The organism is Bacillus sp. 105MF, assembly GCF_000374885.1.
In the GTDB taxonomy this organism is placed as follows: Bacteria; Bacillota; Bacilli; order Bacillales; family Bacillaceae_G; genus Bacillus_A; species Bacillus_A pseudomycoides.
Map to the genome: position 1 here is coordinate 20,346 of NZ_KB895576.1, position 23,703 is coordinate 44,048.

At 35.7% G+C, this 23,703-nt stretch carries 29 protein-coding genes; 9 read left to right on the forward strand and 20 right to left on the reverse strand.

Features of this window, described 5'->3' with window-relative positions; genetic code table 11:
• Positions 1 to 2: 2 nt before the first annotated feature.
• From nagA to C564_RS0116575, 4 genes are all read right to left on the reverse strand, one after another.
• Positions 3 to 1,145: an N-acetylglucosamine-6-phosphate deacetylase gene (gene nagA, locus C564_RS0116560; protein ID WP_026008597.1), complete on the reverse strand. Its 1,143-nt coding sequence runs from the start codon at positions 1,143 to 1,145 to the stop codon at positions 3 to 5.
• Between the two features lie 267 nt (positions 1,146 to 1,412).
• Complete coding sequence (locus C564_RS0116565) at positions 1,413 to 2,315, reverse strand: ComEC/Rec2 family competence protein (RefSeq protein ID WP_018766083.1); 903 nt, start codon at positions 2,313 to 2,315, stop codon at positions 1,413 to 1,415.
• A gap of 74 nt (positions 2,316 to 2,389) precedes the next feature.
• Positions 2,390 to 2,965 carry an SMC-Scp complex subunit ScpB gene (gene scpB, locus C564_RS0116570; protein ID WP_018766084.1) on the reverse strand — a complete coding sequence of 192 codons (576 nt, stop codon included), beginning with the start codon at positions 2,963 to 2,965 and terminating at the stop codon, positions 2,390 to 2,392.
• A 213-nt stretch (positions 2,966 to 3,178) separates the two neighbouring features.
• Positions 3,179 to 3,916, reverse strand: coding sequence for a segregation/condensation protein A (locus tag C564_RS0116575; protein ID WP_003199977.1), 738 nt, complete (start codon positions 3,914 to 3,916; stop codon positions 3,179 to 3,181).
• A gap of 169 nt (positions 3,917 to 4,085) precedes the next feature.
• Between C564_RS0116575 and C564_RS34885 the strand changes: the two genes are divergently transcribed.
• A complete protein-coding gene (locus C564_RS34885) occupies positions 4,086 to 4,181 on the forward strand; it encodes a YjcZ family sporulation protein (RefSeq protein ID WP_018766085.1) in 96 nt (31 codons plus the stop codon).
• A gap of 246 nt (positions 4,182 to 4,427) precedes the next feature.
• Positions 4,428 to 4,946, forward strand: a complete 519-nt coding sequence (locus tag C564_RS0116585; RefSeq protein ID WP_018766086.1) for a DUF309 domain-containing protein — start codon at positions 4,428 to 4,430, stop codon at positions 4,944 to 4,946.
• Positions 4,947 to 4,966: 20 nt separating this feature from the next.
• On the opposite strand, the gene C564_RS0116590 is transcribed toward C564_RS0116585, so the two are convergent.
• Positions 4,967 to 5,332: a GNAT family N-acetyltransferase gene (locus tag C564_RS0116590; protein ID WP_003199973.1), complete on the reverse strand. Its 366-nt coding sequence runs from the start codon at positions 5,330 to 5,332 to the stop codon at positions 4,967 to 4,969.
• A gap of 602 nt (positions 5,333 to 5,934) precedes the next feature.
• On the reverse strand, positions 5,935 to 6,372 hold the full coding sequence (locus C564_RS0116595; protein WP_003208377.1) for a peptidylprolyl isomerase: 438 nt from the start codon (positions 6,370 to 6,372) through the stop codon (positions 5,935 to 5,937).
• A 187-nt stretch (positions 6,373 to 6,559) separates the two neighbouring features.
• Between C564_RS0116595 and C564_RS0116600 the strand changes: the two genes are divergently transcribed.
• Positions 6,560 to 7,426, forward strand: a complete 867-nt coding sequence (locus tag C564_RS0116600; RefSeq protein ID WP_006095863.1) for a DUF1002 domain-containing protein — start codon at positions 6,560 to 6,562, stop codon at positions 7,424 to 7,426.
• 178 nt (positions 7,427 to 7,604) lie between these two features.
• Here C564_RS0116600 and C564_RS0116605 read toward each other — a convergent pair whose 3' ends face one another.
• The 12 genes from C564_RS0116605 to C564_RS0116660 form a co-directional block, all read right to left on the reverse strand.
• A complete protein-coding gene (locus tag C564_RS0116605; protein ID WP_006095864.1) occupies positions 7,605 to 8,408 on the reverse strand; it encodes a Cof-type HAD-IIB family hydrolase in 804 nt (267 codons plus the stop codon).
• A 97-nt stretch (positions 8,409 to 8,505) separates the two neighbouring features.
• Positions 8,506 to 9,978, reverse strand: a complete 1,473-nt coding sequence (locus tag C564_RS0116610) for a spore germination protein (protein WP_018766088.1) — start codon at positions 9,976 to 9,978, stop codon at positions 8,506 to 8,508.
• Complete coding sequence (locus tag C564_RS0116615; RefSeq protein WP_026008598.1) at positions 9,956 to 10,534, reverse strand: stage V sporulation protein AE; 579 nt, start codon at positions 10,532 to 10,534, stop codon at positions 9,956 to 9,958. Before C564_RS0116615 ends, C564_RS0116610 begins: the two co-directional genes overlap by 23 nt.
• Before the next feature lie 5 nt (positions 10,535 to 10,539).
• Positions 10,540 to 10,890: a stage V sporulation protein AE gene (gene spoVAE, locus C564_RS0116620; protein WP_006095866.1), complete on the reverse strand. Its 351-nt coding sequence runs from the start codon at positions 10,888 to 10,890 to the stop codon at positions 10,540 to 10,542.
• A 3-nt stretch (positions 10,891 to 10,893) separates the two neighbouring features.
• A complete protein-coding gene (spoVAD, locus tag C564_RS0116625; RefSeq protein ID WP_006095867.1) occupies positions 10,894 to 11,910 on the reverse strand; it encodes a stage V sporulation protein AD in 1,017 nt (338 codons plus the stop codon).
• A 12-nt stretch (positions 11,911 to 11,922) separates the two neighbouring features.
• Positions 11,923 to 12,381 carry a stage V sporulation protein AC gene (gene spoVAC / locus C564_RS0116630; RefSeq protein ID WP_016116157.1) on the reverse strand — a complete coding sequence of 153 codons (459 nt, stop codon included), beginning with the start codon at positions 12,379 to 12,381 and terminating at the stop codon, positions 11,923 to 11,925.
• Positions 12,382 to 12,392: 11 nt separating this feature from the next.
• Positions 12,393 to 12,809, reverse strand: coding sequence for a stage V sporulation protein AB (locus tag C564_RS0116635; RefSeq protein ID WP_003200010.1), 417 nt, complete (start codon positions 12,807 to 12,809; stop codon positions 12,393 to 12,395).
• Entirely contained in the window at positions 12,802 to 13,422 is a 621-nt protein-coding gene (locus C564_RS0116640) for a stage V sporulation protein AA (protein ID WP_018766089.1), read from the reverse strand. The genes C564_RS0116635 and C564_RS0116640 overlap by 8 nt, the downstream gene beginning before the upstream one ends.
• A gap of 402 nt (positions 13,423 to 13,824) precedes the next feature.
• Positions 13,825 to 14,583, reverse strand: coding sequence for an RNA polymerase sporulation sigma factor SigF (sigF, locus tag C564_RS0116645; protein WP_003200028.1), 759 nt, complete (start codon positions 14,581 to 14,583; stop codon positions 13,825 to 13,827).
• A gap of 12 nt (positions 14,584 to 14,595) precedes the next feature.
• Positions 14,596 to 15,036 (reverse strand): anti-sigma F factor, encoded by a 441-nt coding sequence (gene spoIIAB, locus C564_RS0116650; RefSeq protein ID WP_003200026.1) that lies wholly within the window; start codon positions 15,034 to 15,036, stop codon positions 14,596 to 14,598.
• A complete protein-coding gene (spoIIAA, locus tag C564_RS0116655; protein ID WP_016116162.1) occupies positions 15,037 to 15,387 on the reverse strand; it encodes an anti-sigma F factor antagonist in 351 nt (116 codons plus the stop codon).
• Between the two features lie 173 nt (positions 15,388 to 15,560).
• Positions 15,561 to 16,754 carry a D-alanyl-D-alanine carboxypeptidase family protein gene (locus tag C564_RS0116660; RefSeq protein ID WP_018766090.1) on the reverse strand — a complete coding sequence of 398 codons (1,194 nt, stop codon included), beginning with the start codon at positions 16,752 to 16,754 and terminating at the stop codon, positions 15,561 to 15,563.
• Positions 16,755 to 16,919: 165 nt separating this feature from the next.
• Between C564_RS0116660 and C564_RS0116665 the strand changes: the two genes are divergently transcribed.
• From C564_RS0116665 to C564_RS0116680, 4 genes are read left to right on the forward strand one after another with little or no spacing between them, the layout of a single operon-like run.
• Positions 16,920 to 17,339 (forward strand): GntR family transcriptional regulator, encoded by a 420-nt coding sequence (locus C564_RS0116665; RefSeq protein WP_018766091.1) that lies wholly within the window; start codon positions 16,920 to 16,922, stop codon positions 17,337 to 17,339.
• Positions 17,305 to 18,186 (forward strand): ABC transporter ATP-binding protein, encoded by an 882-nt coding sequence (locus tag C564_RS0116670; RefSeq protein ID WP_018766092.1) that lies wholly within the window; start codon positions 17,305 to 17,307, stop codon positions 18,184 to 18,186. Before C564_RS0116665 ends, C564_RS0116670 begins: the two co-directional genes overlap by 35 nt.
• Entirely contained in the window at positions 18,176 to 19,264 is a 1,089-nt protein-coding gene (locus C564_RS0116675) for an ABC transporter permease subunit (RefSeq protein ID WP_018766093.1), read from the forward strand. The genes C564_RS0116670 and C564_RS0116675 overlap by 11 nt, the downstream gene beginning before the upstream one ends.
• A 20-nt stretch (positions 19,265 to 19,284) precedes the next feature.
• A complete protein-coding gene (locus C564_RS0116680; RefSeq protein ID WP_018766094.1) occupies positions 19,285 to 20,349 on the forward strand; it encodes an ABC transporter permease subunit in 1,065 nt (354 codons plus the stop codon).
• A gap of 18 nt (positions 20,350 to 20,367) precedes the next feature.
• On the opposite strand, the gene C564_RS0116685 is transcribed toward C564_RS0116680, so the two are convergent.
• Together C564_RS0116685 and C564_RS0116690 are read right to left on the reverse strand one after the other, a co-directional pair.
• On the reverse strand, positions 20,368 to 20,913 hold the full coding sequence (locus C564_RS0116685; protein ID WP_006095878.1) for a hypothetical protein: 546 nt from the start codon (positions 20,911 to 20,913) through the stop codon (positions 20,368 to 20,370).
• A gap of 109 nt (positions 20,914 to 21,022) precedes the next feature.
• Positions 21,023 to 21,442, reverse strand: coding sequence for a MarR family winged helix-turn-helix transcriptional regulator (locus tag C564_RS0116690; RefSeq protein ID WP_006095879.1), 420 nt, complete (start codon positions 21,440 to 21,442; stop codon positions 21,023 to 21,025).
• 159 nt (positions 21,443 to 21,601) lie between these two features.
• On the opposite strand from C564_RS0116690, the gene C564_RS0116695 reads away from it, so the two are divergent.
• Together C564_RS0116695 and C564_RS0116700 are read left to right on the forward strand one after the other, a co-directional pair.
• Positions 21,602 to 22,264 carry an SIMPL domain-containing protein gene (locus tag C564_RS0116695; RefSeq protein ID WP_003200046.1) on the forward strand — a complete coding sequence of 221 codons (663 nt, stop codon included), beginning with the start codon at positions 21,602 to 21,604 and terminating at the stop codon, positions 22,262 to 22,264.
• Between the two features lie 136 nt (positions 22,265 to 22,400).
• Positions 22,401 to 23,690, forward strand: coding sequence for an NCS2 family permease (locus C564_RS0116700; RefSeq protein WP_003200043.1), 1,290 nt, complete (start codon positions 22,401 to 22,403; stop codon positions 23,688 to 23,690).
• The last annotated feature ends 13 nt before the right edge of the window (positions 23,691 to 23,703 follow it).

Consider the following 23,703-nt stretch of genomic DNA (forward strand, 5'->3'; position numbering starts at 1 on the left):
ATTTACTTCCCTTCCTTCATATGAATTCCTAATCGAACCGTATCATATACATGTAGATCTTCCGTCATGACAACAAAGTCCGCATCTTTTCCTACTGTTAATGCCCCTTTATTCGTTAATTCAAACTCTTCTGCTTGGTTAACTGATGTCATAAGTACAGCGTCCTCAATCGAGCATCCTGTAAATTCAATTACATTTCGGAATGCTTGGTCCATTTTCAAGATACTACCCGCTAACGTTCCGTCTTCTAAACGAGCGCTGCCATCTTTCACATGTACAGGCTGTCCACCAAGCTCATACAATCCATCTTCTAAACCTTTTGCACGCATCGCATCAGTAATGACACTTACTTTTTTAGGACCTTTTAATTTATATGCTAATTTCACCATATCTGGGTGAATGTGAATACCATCTGTAATCACTTCAACCATTACATTTGGGTTCAATAACACGTGACCGACAACACCTGGTTCACGGTGATGTAAACCGCGCATTTGATTGTATAAGTGTGTAGCATGTGTAATGTTTCTACTTTTCAATTGTGCATCAACTGCATCTGTATGGCCCATTGTACCAACAACACTCGTTTCAGCAAGATACTTTTCAAATTCTACTGCGCCTTCTTCTTCTGGTGCATACGTTACTAATTTAATTAAATTGCCACTTGCTTCTTGCCATTGTTTAAATTGTTCAATATTCGCCGGAACGATATGTTCAAGAGGTTGCGCCCCTGCACGTTTTTTTGAAACATATGGTCCTTCTAAATGAATATATTCAAAATGCGCTCCTTTTTCTTTCGCTTCTTTTGCAGCACTTAAAGCCGCTTCAATTGCTTCTGGAGCTTGCGTCATTGTTGTTGGGAAATAAGTTGTAACCCCTTCTTTTAACATTTCTTTACCAAGAGTTACTAACCCATCGCTATTCGCATCCATCGCATCAATATCGTATCCACCATGAATATGAACATCGATCATACCTGGAATCACAATTTTTCCTTCTGCGTCAAAAACCGTTTCATTTTCTTGTGATACATATTGAGCCATCAAACCAATTTCTTCAATTTTTTCTGCGTAACGAATAAATCCACTTCCCATTACTTCGTGACCTGTATAAATTTTGGCATTGATGACAACTTGCGTTTTCATTTTCATCGATCCTTTCCCATGGAATACCTACTTGTTATTATTACCTATTTGCCTAACCCCATCTTAATATATACACGAGTAGTTGTCTATACATTCAAATGAAATTTCCTCTTCTCTTAGTAAAAAAGGAAATTTATCTTCTTTAATTATAATATATATTATTCTTTTTTTCCAAAAGGAGACAATGCATCTTTTATGAAAACGAATACCAATTCCTTGTTTCCATTTTCCTACTTAGCATTCTATTATACAGTTTTAACTACTTCTTTACTTTAACAATGGAAGCGGCGTATTTGACCATATTGCAATATGGTCTCCATCCGTTTCAATTTCTACTGTTCGTTTATCCGTTGTATATGTCATGACACCATATCTCTTTAACCTGTTTACTACACTTTGATGTGGATGCCCATATGGATTTTTTTTATCATAAGAAAGAATAGCAAATTGAGGGTTTGCCTCCTCTAAAAATTGTTCACTAGTTGACGTATATGAACCGTGGTGACCTACCTTTAAAACATCAGCATGTACATCATATTGCTTTATTATTTTCTTTTCAGTTTGTATATCCGCATCTCCCATTAGCAAAAAATCAGCTTTACCATATCGAACTTTTAAAACAATTGATGATTCATTATTTTCATCCTTTGACTTCCCATTATTTAATACTTGAATTGAAACTTGGGGATCTAACGGTATATGCTGTCCTTGTTTTACACGAACAAATGGAATTCCCCTCTTTTTAATATCGTTCCTATACGTATGATATGTAAAAGAACTATAGGTTTTGCCGCTATCTAATACAAGTGAAACTGGCATTTGTTCTATAATCGGTATAAGCCCTCCTATATGATCCATATCTGGATGCGTCCCTACCACAACATCTAAATGGTTAATTCCTTTTTCAATTAATTTCTGAATAATTACCTCTCCAGCCTCATAAGGTCCTCCATCGATTAACATTGTTTGACCATTAGGTAAAATAATAAGTGTGGCATCACCTTGTCCTACCTTAAAAAAACTCACTTTCATTCTTCCTAAATGTGGACGTTGCTTGGAAAAAGAGGACACAGTATGAACAGACGTCATATATCTTTTGACAGATGTGCTGTTTAATGAAAAACATATTAAAACAGAAACTAGCAATAGAATAATCCGTACAACTTTCATAATTCGTCTCCTTTTTTCATTTAGTATGGCACGAGTCGTATTTCATATACAAAAAAGCTTAGCAATGCGCTAAGCTACGATTTTGACAATTCCTGCAAGGATCCAAAGAATAAGTCAGCTTCATTCATTTGTTCATTTTCTTCAGAAAGGGTTGGTAAATCATCTAATGTTTGAAGTCCAAACGTATCTAAGAACTCTTTCGTAGTACCATATAAAATAGGGCGCCCTGGTCCTTCTGCCCGGCCCGTTTCTTTTATAAGTAAGTGCGATACCAATGTTTGCAGTGCTCGATCTGTTTTCACACCACGAATTTCTTCCATTTCCGTTCTTGTAATTGGCTGGCGATAAGCAACAATCGCCAATGTTTCAAGAGCAGCCTGGGAAAGAGACGCTGCTGTTGGTGTATCCATTAATTTTTGATAATAAGGCGCATGTTCTTTTTTTGTGGCAAAGCGATATACTTTTGCAAATTGTACAATTTGCAACCCTCGCTGTACACCTTCACATTCCCTTTGCATTTCCTCGATAATCTGAATTACATCTTTCACTTCAATTTCAAGTACTTTTGCAATTTGTTCCGGATAAACTCCTTCATCACCCGCAACAAATAAAAGCCCCTCAACAATTGCCATCTGTTCTTTTCTATCCAACATACAATCTCCTTTCTCATATCTTTCCATACAAAAATATCCACAATAAAAACCGAATCACAGTATATTGCGACCGGTCCAACCTTCCTTTTATCGTTCCAAACAAAATTATGCGAAACCATGATCAGCGGGGATTATTTCCACTGATCATTCGTTTTGACTAATCAAATACTTACTGCTAGTTTTCCTCACAATTTTGAAATGGGAGTTTTACTAAACTTTAGAGCGAGTCAGAAAGATTTCATCAAAATTGTGTTCTTGCTCAATAATAATTTGTTGGTTTTTCATAAGTTCGAGTATGGCTAAAAAAGTTACAACCATTACTTCGCGCTCTTCATCAACGAATAAATCATAAAAACTTTGGCGTCCTTCCGCTGTTTCTAATTGCTGTAAAATATCACTCATACGTTGTTCAATCGGTATTTCTTGACGAGCAATTCGCGTTGTTACTGGACGTTTTGATTTTTTACGACGCATAAGTTTTTGAAATGCTGCTAACATATCATACAGTGTTATATCGAGAGGTAAACTTGTCTCCTCTTCTTGCTGAAATGATGTAAAATCGATTGGTGAACGTGTATAAAGTTGTGCTCTTTCTTGTTCTCTCTCTTTTAATTCAGCAGCAACTTGCTTATATTTTTTATATTCAATTAACCGCTCCATCAACTCTTGACGGGGATCATCTATAAAGTCTTCACCATTATCAGGTACATCTTCCTCTTGTTTCGGTAACAGCATTTTACTTTTAATTTGCAATAGCGTTGCAGCCATCACCAAATACTCACTTGCAACATCCAGTTGCAAGTCTTTCATCGTATGAATATAAGATAAATACTGCTCTGTAATTTCCGCTACAGGAATATTATATATATCAATTTCATAGCGATGAATTAAATGTAACAATAGATCTAAAGGCCCTTCAAAAGCCTCTACTTTAAAATTATATTGCACAAAGCATCCCACCACATTTTTTCTATAACAACATAAGTATAGAGCATACTTATGTTCTATCCAACCTTTTTCAGAAATTTAGTTGAAAATAGACACCTGCCCATGCAACAATGCCCACCTCTTCATATGATAAAAGTGTAGTAAGTTCAATGTAGGAGGTAAAAAAACTATGGGCCATATTGATTGTGGTTTTAACGGCGGTTTCGCTTTACTTGTTGTGCTCTTTATCTTATTAATCATTGTAGGCGCGGCTTGCTTCTGCTAATGCAGAATATAATAAACGGCTAGAGATTCTCTAGTCGTTTATTATTTATCCCGCTATTCGCGTGCAGTAAGATTTCACCTTAAAATTCAGCAAAAGTAAAGAAGTGAGGTGTGGAGCGGGTTGCCCGTAAAAGCCCGATTGGTGAGGGCTGATAATCAGTGTAGATAAAGAAAACTCCATTGATCACATCATAGTTTCACTTTATGATAAACTGTACGTAAGACCGTTTAGACAGGAGCGAAAAGGATGTATCCTACAGCATACATACAATTTTTAATTCATTTTCATGGAGATTATGATTACTTTGAATGTCACGAAGTACTAGAAGAATATTGGAAATTGAAACCACGAGGAGAGCGAGAAAACTACTGGGTTGGTTTTATTCAAATAGCAGTTGCTTTATACCATCACAGACGCTCAAATTGGAATGGTTCAATGCGAATGATGAAAAGCGCCATTGCTATTTTAAAAAAGGAAAGTATACAAGTACACAGATTAGGTCTTGATTACCCAAAATTTTTAACTATATTACAAAAACAATTACAGTCCATTCAATCAAAAGAACCTTTTGCACCTATATTTTTTCCTTTTTCAGATTCCTCTTTAGAAAACACATGCTTACAATTATGTACAGAAAAAATGATTCCTTGGAAAGATGCTCATTCACTACCTACTGAATACATTATCCATAAACACAAATTGCGTGACAGAAATGATGTAATTGCCGAACGAAACGAGCAACTAAAAAAAAGAAAGCAGAGATGACACAAATTCCATCTCTGCTTTTATGAATGTATATTTTCTTCAATTCCCTTACACTTTTCAAAAAAACTAGCAGTTTGTTCGTTTCCACAAATTGTAATACCTTGAAACTTATTTTTTAATTCTTGTACCATCTTTGTACCAATCCCCATGTGACGATGAGATGGATTCACACTAAGATGTTGAATCTGTAATACATTTTCTTCGTTGATAACTCCAACTATCCCAACAAAATCATCATTTTGTTTCCACAAATATAGTTGCCAACTATCATTTTTATCATAGTCTTTCATTGTCAATTGTAAAATTTTAACATCTTTTTCGGTCGGCATAAACGAAAGAAGCCCCATCGCAATCTTTTCATAACTTTTTTTAAAACGAATTAACATAAACCTTATCCCTTCTTACAAAAGTTACAAACCATGTATCCCCTCTACCACTATTGCTATATCATCTCCATTTTACAATATTTTCACTATAGTGAGAAGGGCTGCCAAAACAACTTGATAATCATACAAAGAGAATGTAGGAAAGTCAAATGTATAGTAGTCCTTTATTTTCATTAATAAAAGAAATTCTCTCATTGAGAATTTACTTTTCTCAAGCTAATGAATAAACTCCATCTAACTTTTTAGCTTCTCGCATAACGCATTGAACTACAAAACTTATAAACCACGAATAACGAAATAAAACTTTACTGTATCCTATGTATTTTTACAAAAATAGTTCTATCGCTAACAATTTAGTTAGCTATAATAACTTTATCATTTACTCTCTCTTATCATTTACTGCATATTGCCCACAAATTCCTGTTTATAGATTACAACTTTTCTTAATTTAAATTTTTTCTCCGATTGCCACTACAAATATGGAACAAAGCAAAATTTTATACTTACATGTTTTCAATCTTCTCATAATATCATATAAAGCTTTTGAATGATGATTATTTAACAGTAAAAAAATAAAAAGAGAGCACTTTGCTCTCTTCAATTTATTCTTCCCAAACTTTAACTTCTTTCATTACATCGCCTTGACGCATGTTTAATACTGTTTCAATACCGCTTGTCGCTTTACCAAATACAGTATGTACACCATCTAAATGTGGTTGTGGCTCATGAACGATGAAGAATTGGCTACCACCTGTATTACGGCCAGCATGTGCCATAGAAAGTGATCCAACTACATGTCTATGCGGATTCCCTTCAGTTTCACATGGAATAGAGTAACCAGGACCGCCTGCACCTGTTCCTGTTGGGTCTCCACCTTGGCTTACGAAACCAGGAATAACGCGGTGGAATGTAACACCATTATAGAATCCTTGATCTGCTAATTTTTTGAAATTTTCAACTGTTTTCGGTGCTTCTTCTGGGAAAAATTCTAATTCAATTTTTTCACCATTCTCCATTAATATGTATCCTAAAGTTTTCATACGTATATGTCTCCTTTCAACTATCTCAGCACTATATTACCATATTCGTGCTCAGAAACAAAAAGAATCCGACAATCTGTATACTTCTTTTTTAAAATCAGCAAGAAGACGGATGACAAATTTTAAAAATATACTATAATTACTGTGTTGCCCGCAAATTTCAGAAAGAGAAAGGGAGCGATTTTTCGTGAAAACGAAACTATTAGCTTTGCTACTAGCTGTTACGGTGTTTATGATCCCAACAGCTTCATTTGCAGACGTGATTGAGGGAGAATCAATCGTTACATTAGGAGAAAATTTATCTGAACAACAAAAACAAGATCTTTTAAAAGAAATGAAAGCGCCAAAAGATGCGCAAATTATTACTGTATCTAATGCGGAAGAACATAAATTTTTAGAGGGTATTGTTCCAAAAGCACAAATTGGTACGAGAGCTATTTCCTCTTCTATAATTACGTATACAAAACCAGGATCAGGTCTTATTGTGCGAGCGAAAAACATTAATTGGGTAACAGATGCAATGTATACAAACGCACTCATCACAGCAGGTGTTAAAGATGCAGAGATCCAAATCACGGCACCATTTAAAGTATCAGGAACAGCTGCTTTAACAGGATTAATGAAGGCTTACGAAACAACATCGAAAAAAGAAATTCCTGAAGAAGTAAAAAAAGTAGCCAACGAAGAAATGGTACAAACAGCGAAACTTGGTGACAAAATTGGTGACGAAAAAGCTGTTCAACTTGTTGCGAAAGTAAAAGAAGAAATTGCTAAAGAACAGCCAAAAACAACAGAAGATTTACGTGCGCTAATTAAAAAAATTGCTGATCAACTTGGTATTACACTAACAGATGAGCAATTAGATAGCTTAGTTTCATTATTTGATAAAATGAAAAATTTAAATATTGACTGGAACCAAGTTGGTAGCCAATTAAATAAAGCGAAAGAACATGTTTCAGCATTTTTAGGATCTGAAGAAGGACAAGGCTTCCTAGATAAAGTAAAAGATTTCTTCTCTAGTATCATTGATTTTATTAAATCATTATTTAAGTAATAAAAAGCCGACATAAAATCTTTCTTTTTAGGTGGAAGAGAGCATCTGGCCGTGCATAGAAGCGGTCAGATCCTCTTCCTGCCCCATACCAAGTGAAAACAAAGAGAGAAAACGAGTGCATGTCACCTTTTGTTTTTCATAGCAGCTTATATGTGAAAAATCAAAATGAATTTATCTATTATATAAGCAACGGTAATTTCATAATCGCTTCCTCTACAGAACGAACAACATGACATGCCTTTTCCTTCACATATGGATGTGCATGATGAAGAGTAAAAGAATGCGGTGTTACTTCAAACATAGAAATGTCATTAAAAGAATCACCAATACATGCTACTTCATGCGCTTCAATTTTCAAATGCTCCATCAAACGTTTTAAAGCACTTCCTTTACTAACCCCCATTGGCATAATATCTACATATCCTTTTCCAGAAATAAAAATTTCAGCGTGCTCATGAAAAGTGTCTCTTAGCTCTTGATCCAATGTCACAATCTTTTCTGCTTCTCCATACACAAACAACTTTGCAGGATGGATTGTTTTACCAAATTCCTCCTCTAATGTTTCTATTTCAGCAATATGCACACCCATATATTCTTCAAAAACATAATGATGTTCATTTTTCTTTTTCGTATATCTCTGCTCTTTTGCACACACAATATCAGCTAGCCTTTTTTCATGTATATATTGATATATTTCCTGGGCAACTCCATCATTGAATTTCGATTCATGGAATATTTGTCCGTTTGGTAATAGCATCGTAGCACCATTTAATCCTGTCGTGTAATATGGAAATGAGAATTGCCTAACTGCATCATGAATTCGATGCGTAAAACGACCAGAAGCAAAGCAAATATTTGTCCCTTTTTCCGCTAACCAACAAAGTGCTTTTTCATCTTCCTTATGAATATTGCTTACATTATAAAAAAGTGTATCATCTAAATCACTTACAAATAATTTAATCATGCCCTCTTCCCCTTTCATACACAATGTCTACTCTAAGTGTACGAAAAAAATGTTGTGATTTTGTTAAAATACGTTAAATTTCTAATAAAAAATAAGCAGGAAGATTGATTCCTGCTTATTTTTGTCTACGTATATTTTGTGGATGTACAATGCTTGGGCGTACTTTTAAACTAGACATGGCCGGGCGTAATAATATTGTTTTTAATGCCCCCCAGTCAAATGGCAAAAACGGCCATAAATATGGTGTTTGTAAACTTTTGATAGACGTTAAAAATAAAATTAACATCGTCATGCCAATTATAAATCCTATCTCATGGAACAAACCAGTTAAAATAATGACAAATAATTTTCCAAGTTTGTTTCCAAGTCCTAATTCATAACTTGGTGTTGCATATATTCCAATCATTGAAACCGCTGTATATAAAATAACTTCTGGAACAAATAACCCAACGTCAATTGCAATTTGCCCAATTAAAATCGCTGAAATTAAGCCGGTGGCTGATGATAAAGGAGTTGGTGTATGAATCGATGCCATTCGCAAAAACTCAAGTCCAATATCGGCCATAATTATTTGTAATATAATAGGGAGATGGGTCATTTTATTTGGTCCAATGAAAGCAAGTTTCTCTGGTAACAACGTTGGATCGAACACAAAAACGAGCCAAAACGGCAATAAAAACACAGAAAATATAATACCTACAAAACGAACCCATCGTAAAAATGTACCCACTGCCGGGTTTTGTCTAAACTCTTCTGCGTGCTGCACATGATGAAAATAAGTTGTTGGTGTAATCATTACACTTGGAGATGTATCAACAATAATTAATACATGCCCTTCTAATAAATGATTTGCCGCTACATCTGGTCTTTCTGTATAACGAATAAGAGGGAAAGGGTTATAACCCTGCTTCACTAAAAATTCTTCAATCGTTTTGTCAGCCATTGTAATTCCATCTACTTCAATACTTTCTAGTTCTTGCTTAATGATTTTTACCAAATCTGGATTCGCAACGTCCTGAACATAGGTAATACAAATATCCGTTTGTGACCGATCCCCAACCCGGATAATTTCGTTTCGAAGGCGCGGATCGCGAATACGCCTTCTTATTAGTCCTGTATTTACAATGATATTTTCTACAAAACCATCTCTTGCCCCGCGCACTACTTTTTCTGTATCTGGTTCTGTTGGTGTTCGTCCTGGATAACTACGAACATCGATTGCAAAGGCCTCTGTTTCACCTTCCACAAAGATAATAACAAGTCCCGATAATACTTGTAACATTACCTCATCCATCGTTTTTACTTTACTTACTTGTTGATGGATAAGGCGATTTTCTAAAAGCTTAACTGTATCTTCTTCAACATCTCTTATTTCATTTGTATCTACTGCTTCTTCCAAAATGTGAATGAGGTAATTTGTATCACACAATCCATTTACAAATAATACACCGATTTCTTTATCAAGAATTTGAAACTTACGAATCCCGACATCAAATGTGACGCCAAGCCCAACTGTTTGTTTTAAATAATTTTCATTATCACTCAAGAAGGAAGAAATCGGAATATTAACTTTCTTCTGTTTCGTCATAAAACCCACTTCTTTCTAAAATTAATTGAATTGCTTTTTTGGTAATTGGTGATCCTCGCTCCCACTCATCATTTCCACACATTTTCCCTATATCACCAATTCCAACAATTACAGGCACATTTAATGCATCTAAACAATAAATCGTATCCCCATTAATTCTCCCAATTTCACCATCAGGAAGTCCAAATTTATCAACACCGTATTCTGTTAATCTGCCTTCTCGATCTACGCTGACATCTACACGCGCCCACTCCCAATGATGTGTATTAGATGCAACAGCTAAAATGCCAAGAACATCAATTTGTTTATGCATTGCCACATATTTTAACGCTTTTTCACCTGAACCTTCTCCTATAAATCCACTATCATCAAACATGACAAATACAGGGTCATATGGCGTTTGCATAATTAGCTCCACAATCTTTTTCCCTGTCAATTTCGTCGGATTACTTTGCGATGCTGAAATACACCTTCCGCCAAACTCCTTTGTTAACAGCTCAATTGCTCGCTTTGCATATTCATCTCCATCTGTCACCAAAATAACCCTTCGTCTCATTTGATTTATCCTTTCGGTTTACATATAAGTGCTACAAAAAATGCAAATAATATCGATGCTGAAATACCTGAAGAAGTCAAACTAAACATACCAATTCCAATTCCTAAGTAACCATGTTTTTCAGCCGCCTCTAGTGCTCCATGCAAAAGGGAATGTCCAAAGCTCGTTATCGGAACAGTTGCTCCAGCACCTGCAAATTTTATGAGCTTATCATATAGTCCAAAGCTATCTAAAACCGCTCCAATTACTACAAAAGTTGCCATCAAATGTGCAGGAGTTAATTTAGCAAAATCCAATAAAAGCTGTCCTACTACACAGATAGCTCCCCCAACGATGAACGCGTATACAAAATCCACAATTCACACCCCTTTTATCCTTTCAAATACAACGCCGTGTGCAATTGTCGGAATCGTTTCTTTTTGTTGTATCATAATCGGGCTTAACAACGCTCCTGTTGCAACTACAAAAATACGCTGTAAGTTTCCTTTTTTCATTTCTTGTAGTAAATGACCGTATGTTACAACTGCCGAACAGGCACAACCGCTTCCACCTGCAAAAACCTCTTCTTGATCCTTGTTATAAATCATTAATCCGCAGTCATTATATACATTTCCTAAGTCATACCCTTCCTCAAGTAAAAGTTGCTTCGTAATTGGTGCCCCAACACCTGATAAATCCCCTGTAACGATAAGATCATAATCAGCTGCACTTCTCCCTAAATCTTCAAAGTGCTGTTGAATCGTATGGGCAGCAGCAGGTGCCATTGCTGATCCCATATCAAAAGGATCTGTAATTCCTAAATCTTGCACTTTTCCAATGGTTGCAGCCGTTATTTTAATATTGCTCTGTTCTTTACTAATTAAAGCCGTCCCTGCCCCTGTAACAGTTGAAGTTGCTGAACCAGGTCTTTGCCCCCCGTATTCTGTCGGATAACGAAACTGCCGTTCTGCAGTTGCATTATGACTACTAACCGTAGCTATCACACGATTAGCAAAACCTCCATCAATAAAGGCCGATCCAATCGCTAGTGTCTCCATTGATGTTGCACAAGCGCTGAACATTCCTAAAAAAGGAATCCCAAGCTCCCTCGCCACATAATTTGCTGTAACGGTTTGGTTTAATAAATCTCCCGCTAAAAAAAAATCAATTTGCGAAGGCTTTATATCCCCCTTTTGTATGACCTGCTGAATTGAATCATTCATCAATCTTCTTTCAGCAAGCTCCCAATTTTCTTCCTCACAATGCAAATCATCATATGAAATATCAAAACACTTTCCAAGAGGACCTTCCGCTTCTTTTGGACCGACAGCAGTACCTGTTGCATTCACAAATATATTATTTTGAAATACCCATGTTTGCTTCCCTGTCAATCTCATATCTAATCTCCTTTAAGACAACCAAAGTTTAAACGTATATCGAATTAGACCAACAATGTATGCTCCAACAACTCCAAATACAATTACACTTCCAGCAAGCTTAAACATATTTGTAGCAACTCCGAGTACAATTCCCTCACTACGGTGCTCCATTGCCGCACTTGCCATTGAATTTGCAAATCCAGTAACAGGAACTGCTGAACCAGCCCCTCCGAATTGACCGATTTTATCATATACACCAAATCCAGTTAATATGGCTGATAATAATACAAGTGTTGCTATCGTAGGATTTCCCGCATTTTGCTCATTAAAGTGAAAATAATACATATAAAATTTCATCAAGCATTCACCTACTGTACAAATCAGTCCACCTACAACAAAAGCTTTTACACAATTCATCACATAATTTGGCTTTGGATGATAATTTTTTACTTTATTTATGTAATCATCTTTTAATTTATTTTGGGCCATCTTGATACCTCCTATCTTGCAAAATAAATCCAATGAAATAAAGAGCCCATTACCTTTCCAAGTACAAGTGCAACGAGTAGAATGACAATTTTCCCATCTACGCCTACTCGTTTTGCTAATATAGGTAAAACATTCAATACCTCTGTCAAAGCCGCAGCAAGCATACCAATAAATGTTCCACAAAATAAGCCAAGTAAAACGAGCCAATACTGAGATGTTTGAAAGGTTATATCTCTTAAACTGCACCATGCTCCGGCCAAAGAACCACCAATTACGGCCCACTCAAAAAATTGAACCCGATGGCCACTCCTTGTTAACTGGGCTAAACGTGGGATTACACCAAGCACAGCTAAAAATGCCACATATCCCCCTCCAACTGCGATCCCACCAGCAAGCCCAATTACTATGACTACTCCATACTCAATCATCTGCGATTTGTTTTGCACTCTCTTTATTTTCATTGATCATGACATATTGATCGAGTGACTGTTGATACTGGAACATTTCCACTTCTAACGGACTTGGCTCTTCATTAATTCGTTTTTGAAACACATGATTAAAAAATAAGACCATCCCTAATCCCAGTCCTAAAGAATACGGAATTTGAAACAGGAGCGGTTTATAGTTGATTTCTCCCGTAATCATGTAATATAAGCGCCAGTGTACTTGCTGCATACTTACATCTTCATGAAAATAAATAATCGCAAGAGCCGCACCGACAAAAAGTAACATCCAAACCAATCCAAAGAAAATGGGGTGTACTTTCTTTTTTTCATAGACGATTTCTACAAGTGTTTGCCCAGGACCAAATAAATTAATTTGTATATGCTGCGTAGTTTGTTGAATCACTTGAATGATTTTCATCGCATCAATTACAACATGTGTTTTATCACGTTTTGTGATTTTATAGACAAGTTGCTTTTTTATTTTTTCTACTAAGCCAGAATCCCCAATTACTTGTGCAATATCTTCAATCTTCACCTCATATGAAGGGGATACTTGCAGACGATTTCGCATTTTGAGATAGATTGTTCGCTCCACTCCATTCACCTCTTTACTATTCCTCGTAGTTGTAGTATGGTTTCTGGAAAATTTTCTAATACAACTTTTTTTATAAAATGGAACTTTGCACGTTGGATTTTTAATGAATAATCACTCGGTGAATAAAGTAACTGTATTTTTTTAGAAGCGTTATTTTCATATTTTGAACTTTCAAGTGAGGTTTATTAAGGTTTCCTTTCCCCTCTATGACAAGTTTATACTTGAATTACATTCCTAATTTACATAATTATCAATAAATTACATAAATACTTCTGGGTGAATGAAATTTCTTGATTTTGGAAAGGATAACAACAGTAACATAAGATGCGATTTTTTCTTCTTCTCAATCTTATTTGAACTATCACTGGTTTCTAGTTCAAAGCAAAAAAATCGAATAGATGGCTATTCATCTATTCGATCTTTCATCTGTTTTAATATTTTCTTTTCAAGCCTTGATACTTGGACTTGTGAAATTCCAATTCGCTCTGCTACTTCTGATTGAGTTTGATCTTTATAATAGCGCAAATATACAATTAAGCGTTCACGCTCATCCAGTTCTCTAATTGCCTCTTTTAAAGCGATTTTATCAAACCATTTCGTTTCTGTTTGATCCGCGATTTGATCTAGTATCGTAATAGGATCTCCATCATTTTCATAAACTGTTTCATGTATGGATGATGGTGTGCGACTCGCTTCTTGCGCAAGAACAACTTCTTCTGGTGTCAACTCAAGCGCTTCTGCTACCTCATTAATCGTTGGAGCTCTTCCATATTCTTTAGAAAGCTCATCTTTCATCTTTCGAATCTTATTTCCAGTCTCCTTTAAAGAACGACTTACTTTCACGGATCCATCATCACGCAAAAATCGCTGTATTTCTCCAATAATCATTGGAACTGCATAGGTTGAGAATTTCACGTCGAAAGACAAATCAAATTTGTCTACCGATTTCAAGAGTCCAATACAGCCAATTTGAAATAAATCATCTGGTTCATATCCTCGATTGAGGAAACGTTGCACAACTGACCATACAAGACGCATATTACTTTGGACTATTGTATCTCTTGCTTGTTGGTCTCCATCTTGACTTTTTTGAATTAACGCTTTTAACTCGTGGTCCTTTAACTGAGGTTTCTTCTTCTCATTTCTGACCTCAATGTCCATAGGCAATTCTCCTTAATTGCATAGAGCGTTACTATTTGATAAGTATTTTGTCAAATGGATTGTTGTCCCGAAAGATTCATTTGAAATAACTTCTACTTCATCCATAAAATTTTCCATGATAGTAAATCCCATTCCGGAACGCTCTAATTCAGGTTTAGTTGTAAAAAGAGGTTGCCTTGCCTCATCTAAATTAAAAATGCCAACCCCTTCATCTCGAATCGTGAGTTTCACCATTGCTTCTTCCAAAATCACTGAAATGTAAACAACACCTTCTGCATTCCCTTCATACCCATGAATAATTGCATTTGTGACTGCTTCAGACACAACTGTTTTTATCTCTGTCAATTCCTCCATCGTTGGATCCAATTGTGCAATAAAAGCAGCAACTGTGACGCGAGCGAACGATTCATTTTGACTTAATGCTGAAAATTGAAGGTTCATTTCATTTCTCATTTATGCCACCCCCAATGTCGCGAGCGCATGCGCTTCACTTTCTTCTAAGCGAATGATTTTAAACAGACCTGACATTTCAAATAAACGCTTTACAGGAGGTGAGATTGCACAAACGACCATCTCCCCTCCTAAACCTTTAACATGCTTATATCTGCCTAATATAACACCAAGACCAGAACTGTCCATAAATGTTAGTTTTTCTAAACTTAGTACAATATGATGAACGCGATGCGTCTCAATCATATCCGTTACTTTTGCTCGCAACTCTTCAGCAGTATGATGATCTAATTCACCCGCTAGCCGAACACATAAGACATCACGCTTTACTTCTAAATGCATGGAAAGACTCACACGATTTCCTCCTTATGCTTAAACTTGACTCATTTACATAAGGTTTTCGTGAACATAAAATAAGAATCCTTCCTACTGACAAAAGAAGTACTATTTCGTCATAATGTGAATCTTTCAGCAATTATTCTACCTTTTTCATGCATGAGGGTAAGAAAGTAGTAATACCTTTGCTTCTATTTCGATGTTGAAAACATCCCTAAACTTCTTTTAAATAGTTCCCACCAGCTCGCTGCAGCAACATCTTCTTTCGCTACAATCGTTTGCTTTAATAAAACATCTTTATCTTTTTTTATAACAAGTGTACCGAGTGCATCACCTTTTTTAATTGGTGCTTTTACTTTCTTTTCAGCGATAACTTCCTGTTTTACCTTGTCCATATTCTCGCCTTTTTTCATCAGAAGAGATACGTTATCCGATGAAACTAAATCTACCTTTTCTTTCTTCCCTTTTCCTACTTTTACTGTTTGAATTTTTTCACCACGTTTATACAATTTTTTCGTTGTATATTGTCCAAATGCATAATCAAGGAGCTTTGTTACCTGGTTGTTACGTTCTTTTGATGTTGGCGCTCCCATGACAACAGAAATGACACGCATGCCATTTTTTTCAGCTGATGCTGTTAAACAATATTTTGCTTCTGTTGTAAAACCTGTTTTCACCCCATCCACCCCAGGATAAAAACGAACTAATTTATTCGTATTCACAAGCCAAAACTTTTTCTCTGTATTTTCACGTAAGTAATCTTCATACTTTCCTGTATATTTTCGAATGAGTGGATATTTCATCAACTCTTTCGCCATAATTGACATATCATATGCTGTTGAATAATGGTCTTTCGCTGGAAGACCCGTTGGATTTTGAAAATGTGTATTTTTCAATCCTAAATCCTTTGCTTTTTTATTCATCATGTTTACAAAGCCTTCTTCTGAACCAGCGATATGCTCAGCAACCGCAACAGATGCATCATTTCCCGATGCAATTGCAATCCCTTTTAGCATTTCATTCACTGTCATCTCTTCACCCGGCTCAAGAAAGATTTGTGAACCACCCATTGAAGCTGCATGTTCACTTGCTCTGACTTTATCCTCTAGTTTTAGTTTTCCCTTTTCAACTTGTTCCATGATAAGCAACATTGTCATAATCTTTGTCATACTAGCAGGCGGCAGTTTTTCATTTGGACTTTTCTCAAATAAGACTTTACCTGTATCTTGCTCAATAACAATTGCTGACGATGCTTCCTCCGCTAACTTCGGTGTCTTTTCTACTTCTGTTTTCTCAGACTGCGCTTTCTCAGATTGTGCAAAGCCAACTGAAACACTAGAAAATAGCAACATGAAACAAACAAGTATTCCAAAAACTCGCTTCATGACTAACCCTCCATTCTATATCAAACCTATTTTTTCCAAACAATATGTTTTTATACCATATTTTTCTATAAATTTGTGTTGACAAACAAATCTATCATATATATTGTATTAAGTGTATTACATCTAGTAGTACACTTAAATTTCATCAGGAAGGAGACATTGCTCTTGCACATTCAACTTGATCCAAGAAGCAGCACTCCGATATGGGAACAAATTGTTCAAAGTATAAAAGAACTCGTACTAAAAAGCATGTTAGCACCAAACGATAAACTACCATCTGTACGTGAACTTGCTTCACTTCTTGTCATTAATCCGAATACAGTAAGCAAAGCGTACCAAGAATTAGAACGACAAGGAATTATTGAAACACTGCGAGGAAAAGGTACATTTGTCTCTCAATCGATTACACCGACATGGGATGAAAGGAAAATTGCTATGGTCCAAAAACAATTTCACCAACTATTACTAGAAGCTTCTTATCTTGGAATTACGAAAGAAAAAATTCACGACTGGATAGACTCATACTATAAAGAACTGGGAGGGAATACAGATGCTAAAAGTGACGAACATCAAAAAAACAATTGATAACCAAGTCATTTTAGACAATATTTCTTTCACATTACAAAAAGGAAGTATTGTTGGATTACTCGGAAGGAACGGTGCGGGGAAAACCACTTTACTTCGGACGCTTGTTGGGATTTTAGATCCGGATGACGGAACTGTTACATATGATGATATGGATGTTCATAAACATCCAGAAATTAAGCAGAAGGTAGCTTATGTACCGGATTCTACTAATATATTAAGTGGATATACAGTAAAAGAAATTGCGAAGTTTTATAAGACTGTTTATACAAACTTTAATGAAGAATATTTTTATCAGCTGCTAGGGCGCTTCAATCTACCTGAAAAACGCATTCGTAGCTACTCACGCGGTATGAAAGCACTTCTTGCTATTATTTTAGCTTTTTGTACAGGTGTAGAATACATTATTTTAGATGAACCAACCAATGGACTTGATCCAATTGTAAAAAGACAATTTTTGCAATTTTTAATTGAAGAAGTGGCAGAACGGGAGATTACCATTCTCATTTCTACTCATCATTTAGATGAAGTGGAAAAAATTGCAGACACGGTTATTATTTTAAAAAATCATACGATTGCTTCGATTACAGCGTTAGAAGATACAAAATCTCGCTACGCAAAAATACAAGTTGCCTACGAACGTTCATTGCCGCAAAAACTAGAAAATTTAAATAATATAAAAATATTAAATCAAACAGGAAAAGTATATACCATTTTAATTGAAAGCAATGTAGCAATTACGTTAGAAAAATTCCATAAAGAGCAACCTCTGTTACTAGAAGAATTACAAATGTCACTCGAAGATATATTTGTCACAACATTTGAGGAGGATTCGCATGTTTCATAAAGCTTTATGGATACGACAATGGAAACAGGGGAAATATATTGTTTTATTGTTTTGGTTAATTAGTTTGTATCAGCTACCTTATAAATATTATCAAGCAGCACAAATGGAGATAAACCAATCAAAAATGAAGCTTGATGACTATACGTATTACTACTCCTACTATTTTCAGACATCTGATGGTGCCGTCCTCTTTCAAGGAGCTGCTCTTATTGCACTTGCTTGTCTTTTAATTGGGTGGGAACGTAACAATCAATCAACCGATTTTCTATTCTCGATGCCTTTTAAACGAAAAGATATTTTTTTAACAAAATGGTTGCTTGGCGTTTTGAATATTATTACAGTGCAAATTGTTTGCTGGATTAGCATGTACGGAATAAAAAACATGTCGTTTCACAATGAGTATCAAATCTTTACTCCGTTCCATAGTTACTTTTTATATGCTACGGTTGTACTCATTGCTATTTATACATTCACCTTATTTATCGGAACCATTACTGGACATATTTTCTCGCAAAGTAGCTTAACGGCAATTTTATTATTTTTACCATACGGTTCCGTATTATTAATTTCTGGATTCATTTATACCCATACACAATGGTCTTTAGAGGCAATGGGAGAAATAGAGCGACATACTCATGAGTACTTACAACATGTAGGCATCATTTCACCATTAGAATCTTTTTCAATTACTTTTGATTACCACCCGATAGAAACATTTGATGACCAAGGAAATAAACTTTCTAGTGTCCCACAGGACGATCCAATGGAACATACTTCTATCCCTTCTCCTTGGACACTATTAACGCCATTTACTTACATTATTACCTTGTTACCGATCGCAACTTTTCTGTACACACGTACACCTAACGAACAAAAGGGAAAAATACTATTGTTCCCTAAGTTACAAAAGTGGTTCATGCTTTGCACTGTTCTATGCTTCGGACTGCTTGGCGGTAGAATATTAGGAGGACGAGATGCACTCCTTTCTTATTATATTGGATTTTTCCTAGCTGCTATCATTAGTTACTTTGTGTTTACACGTCTATTAAAATTGAAGTTTTCTTTTGGAGGAAAATAAGTATGAATTGAGGTAAATATATGTTTCATAAAGCTTTATGGATACAGAATTATAAACAAGGAAAATATGTAATTTGGCTCTTTTGGCTAAGCACTTTATACGTCTTACCATATAAATATTACACGGACGCTCAGCATAGGGCTGAATATTTACGCAAAACAACAGATACTTATTACGGGTATTTTTTACAAGGAGCTGGCATACTATTCCCAGCTCTTCTATTAATGGGATTAGCTATTCTATTAATAGGACGGGAACGCAATAATCAAAGCATTGACTTCTTATGGTCTATGCCATTTAAACGTTCACATCTATTTTTGTCGAAATGGTTACTAGGTATCGTTCATATTGTGGGCGCACTGAGCCTCAGTTGGCTTTTTATGTATATCATCTATAGGAATACGATACATGCTCAGTATCAATCCTTTTCACCTTTTCATTTGTACTTTGTATATACAATCATTACGCTTATTGCAGTCTATACGTTCACACTCTTTATTGGAACAATTACAGGGAACGTAATCTCACAAGGCGCTTTAAGTTATATTATGATCATTTTACCTTTATACATCTTTAGGCTTACGTTCCCTTTTTTCGCATTACATGTAGATTTATCACAAGAAGAGTACAATTATAATTACAATAAATATGCCCATTATACAGAAAATGTAAGTGTTGTAGCTCCTCTTAATTATTTTCATATTCATTATAACTATGACCCACAAAATGGACCTTTTAAAGATGAATTTGGAGACCTACAGACGGGACCAACTTATCATCACATCCCATCTGTTTGGACATTGTTAAGTCCCGCTATCTATATACTAATTTGTCTTCCGTTAGGATCTTATTTATATACGCGTGCGCCTAATGAGCATAACGGAAAAATATTGTTATACCCAAAACTTCATAAGTATTTCTTAATCTGTACTTCTATTTGCTTCGCACTTCTTGGCGGCGTTGTTTTTACTGATGGCAGTAATTCTTTGCCTCTTTACTATATCTACTTTATAGGCTCTGGCCTACTAACATATGTTACCTTGTACCGACTGTTAAAACAGAAGCTCTCTTTATATGCAAAATAACCTCCTCACCCGAGGAGGTTATTTCACACTCTCTCTTCTTTTCCCATATCCCTTCTCTTCTTTCATTCCAAATCCATCGCCATTCTCTATCATTTGATCTGTCGGTGCTATAATACTTTCAGCAACTTTCCAATCTCCTTGTTCCTGCACAAACACTTGAAGAAAATAATTCATTCCATTTAATTGATATGGATTTTCTTTTTTCACTTCATAACGAACAGCAACGTAATACACTTGAACATTTTTATTTTCAAATTTAGAGACGTATTGAGATAACCTCGGGATGTAATGCGAAGCCTTTTCAAGTGAAAGTTGTTTTACTTTTACGAGAGAAGAATTTGTGACATTGCGCAGTGTATCTTGCTCACGAATATTATTACTATGGTGAAAAAGAATAGTATTCTGCATAGAACGAACCCATAATTTCGAATATAAAACGGGCTGATCACTCGCAATATAGTGCAGTTCTTTTTGAACAACTTGGATTGGTGTTTTTGCATAAATTAATGTGCTAGAGCATATAAAACTTCCAATAATAATTACAAATGAAACGATGTATTTCATTATTTTCCCTCCGATACTTTTTACTTAAAGTATTGGAGTTTCAAAATATTTTTATTCAAAAGAAAAAGGATAGGAAAGCACTTTGCCCCCCTACCCTCATTTATTGTAATTATAGTACGCGACCAAATAGTTCTAATACCATCTCAATCTCTTGATCGCTCCACCCTTTAAATTTTTCTTTATAGTATTCTTTACGTACAGCTTCAAGTTCTTGTGTAACTTCTTTTCCATGTTCTGTAATCTCCAAATACACAATACGACGGTCTGAATCAGAACGTTTTCTTGTTACAAAACCTTTTCTAACTAAACGATCTGTTACTGCTGTAATATGACTGGATGTTACGTTCACTTCACTAGCTATTTGCGAAGCCATTTGTGGGCTTTTCAAAAATAATGCACGCAATACAGAAAATTCATTATATGGCATATGCTCTGAAAAACGTGTATTAATATCATTTTGTAATAAACGTATCATCTTTCGAAATGATGTAGATAAATCTAAAATCAGTGCTTCTCTTTTTTCGCTCACTAGCCTCGACCCTTTTTTATCATATTTACACATATTATAATCTATAAATACCTACATTGTATATGCTTTCTTTCCTTTTGATTCTCAATTATGTAACTTTTTACATACAATTTTCTCTCTCTTTTGTTCATATACATATAGAAAGGATGGTGAGCAAAAATGCAAGTTGGCATGAATCCCTATTCACCCGATATCCGCAATGGAAAACAAGCAACTATTACTGTACAAGGAGAAGGAGTTATAAAAGCGAAACCAAATGTCGTTGTATTAACAATTGGTATTAGAACAGATAATAAAGATGTGAAACAAGCACAGGAGGAAAATGCAATCCAATCTAAACAATTACTTGCTGCACTTAAACAAATCGGTATCGCTGATAAGGATATAGAAACCATTTCCTATACAATTACTCCTCAATATGAATACGTAAACGAAAAAGCATTGTTACAAGGGTACCGAGTAGAGCATTTGTATGAAATTACCGTTTTAAATGTACAAAAAGCTGGGGAAGTATATGATATAGCCGTTACAAATGGAGCAAATGTAGCAAGAGGATTACGCTTCCGCATTTCCCATCCAAACGCTTACTATCAACAAGCACTATTACAAGCAGTCCAGCACGCTCAAGAAAAAGCTCGTACAATTGCGAGTTCGTATAATTTAAATATTAATCCCGTCCCACTTTCACTCGTTGAAGAATCAGCACAAACACCGCGTGAATTTATGTCTCAAGCTACTTTACACGCACAAGCTGCTCCTCCAATTCAATCTGGAGAACTAGAAATCATCTCTAATGTCCGTGCCATTTTCACATATTTATAGCACCAGTTACCTTTTAAGTAAACGTTCTCATTTTATTTATTGTAAAAAGATTATGTTCTGATATAATAAAGGACGGTGAGCTCTTTACAAAAGAGATATCACGGGTGGGAGAGGGATATGAAAAAGAAGGTTTAACATGAAAGGAATACTTGAAAGAACATTTAAATTAGACCTACACCATACATCACCAAAGCAAGAAATATTAGCTGGAGCAACATCATTTTTCACAATTGTTTATATTATGATTGTCAATGCTTCCATTTTATCAGATGCCGGCATTCCACTTGAAGCAGGAATTTTGGCAACTGTTTTTAGTTCATTTGTCGGATGTCTAATGATGGCATTTTGGGCAAATGCACCTGCTATTCTTGTACCAGGTATGGGTGTAAATGCATTCTTCACGTACACAGCTGTGCATACGCTTGGATTAAGTTGGCAAGAAGCATTAGCAGCTGTCTTTATCGCCGGTATTATTTTTGCAATCGCCGCGTTTACACCGATTGCTCGTACGCTTTCATTATCAATTCCAAAGTCATTAAAAGAAGCGATTACTGTCGGTATCGGTTTATTCTTAGCTTTCATTGGTTTGCAAAAAGGCGGTCTTGTCGTTTCGCATCCGAACACTGCTGTTGCATTAGGAAAATTAAGTAGTCCTGTTGTTTTGGCAACACTGCTTACTCTTATTGTGGCACTTGTGTTATTTATTCGTAACGTACGTGGGAACTTTTTATGGACGATTGCAATTGGAACCGGTATTGCATGGCTATTTGGTCTTGTTGATACAAGCCAAGTAGGAAATAGCTCATTTTCATTCGCTAACTACGGGGATGTGTTTGGTGCTATGTCATTTGGGAAACTTTCTTCCTTACCGTTTTGGATTGCAACATTTTCCTTAAGCATGGTGCTTATTTTTGAGAACATGGGACTTTTACACGGATTATTAGAAGATGACCGTAAATTTCCACGTGCTTATCAAGCAAATGCAATTTCAGCAATGACATGTGGTCTATTTGGCACAAGTCCTACCGTTTCAACAGTAGAAAGTGCCGCAGGTATTACAGCAGGCGGTAAAACAGGTCTGACGTCTATCGTTACAGGGATGTTATTCTTTGCATCACTGTTTGCTCTTCCGTTTGTAAAATTAATTCCTGATAGTGCCATTGCACCAATCTTAATTATTATTGGCGGTCTAATGATTACAAACATTCAGGCAATCCCTCTAAACGACTTTTCAGAAGGATTTCCAGCGTTCTTAATTATCGTTATGATTCCGCTCACATATAGTATCGCTGATGGCATTGCGTTCGGATTTATTGCTTATCCTATTTTGAAGATTGCTCTTGGAAAGCATAAAGAAGTCGCACCGTCTATGTATATCATTACATGCCTATTCTTAGCCATGTTTGTGTTACATGCTATTGGCTAGAAAAAACGCCGGG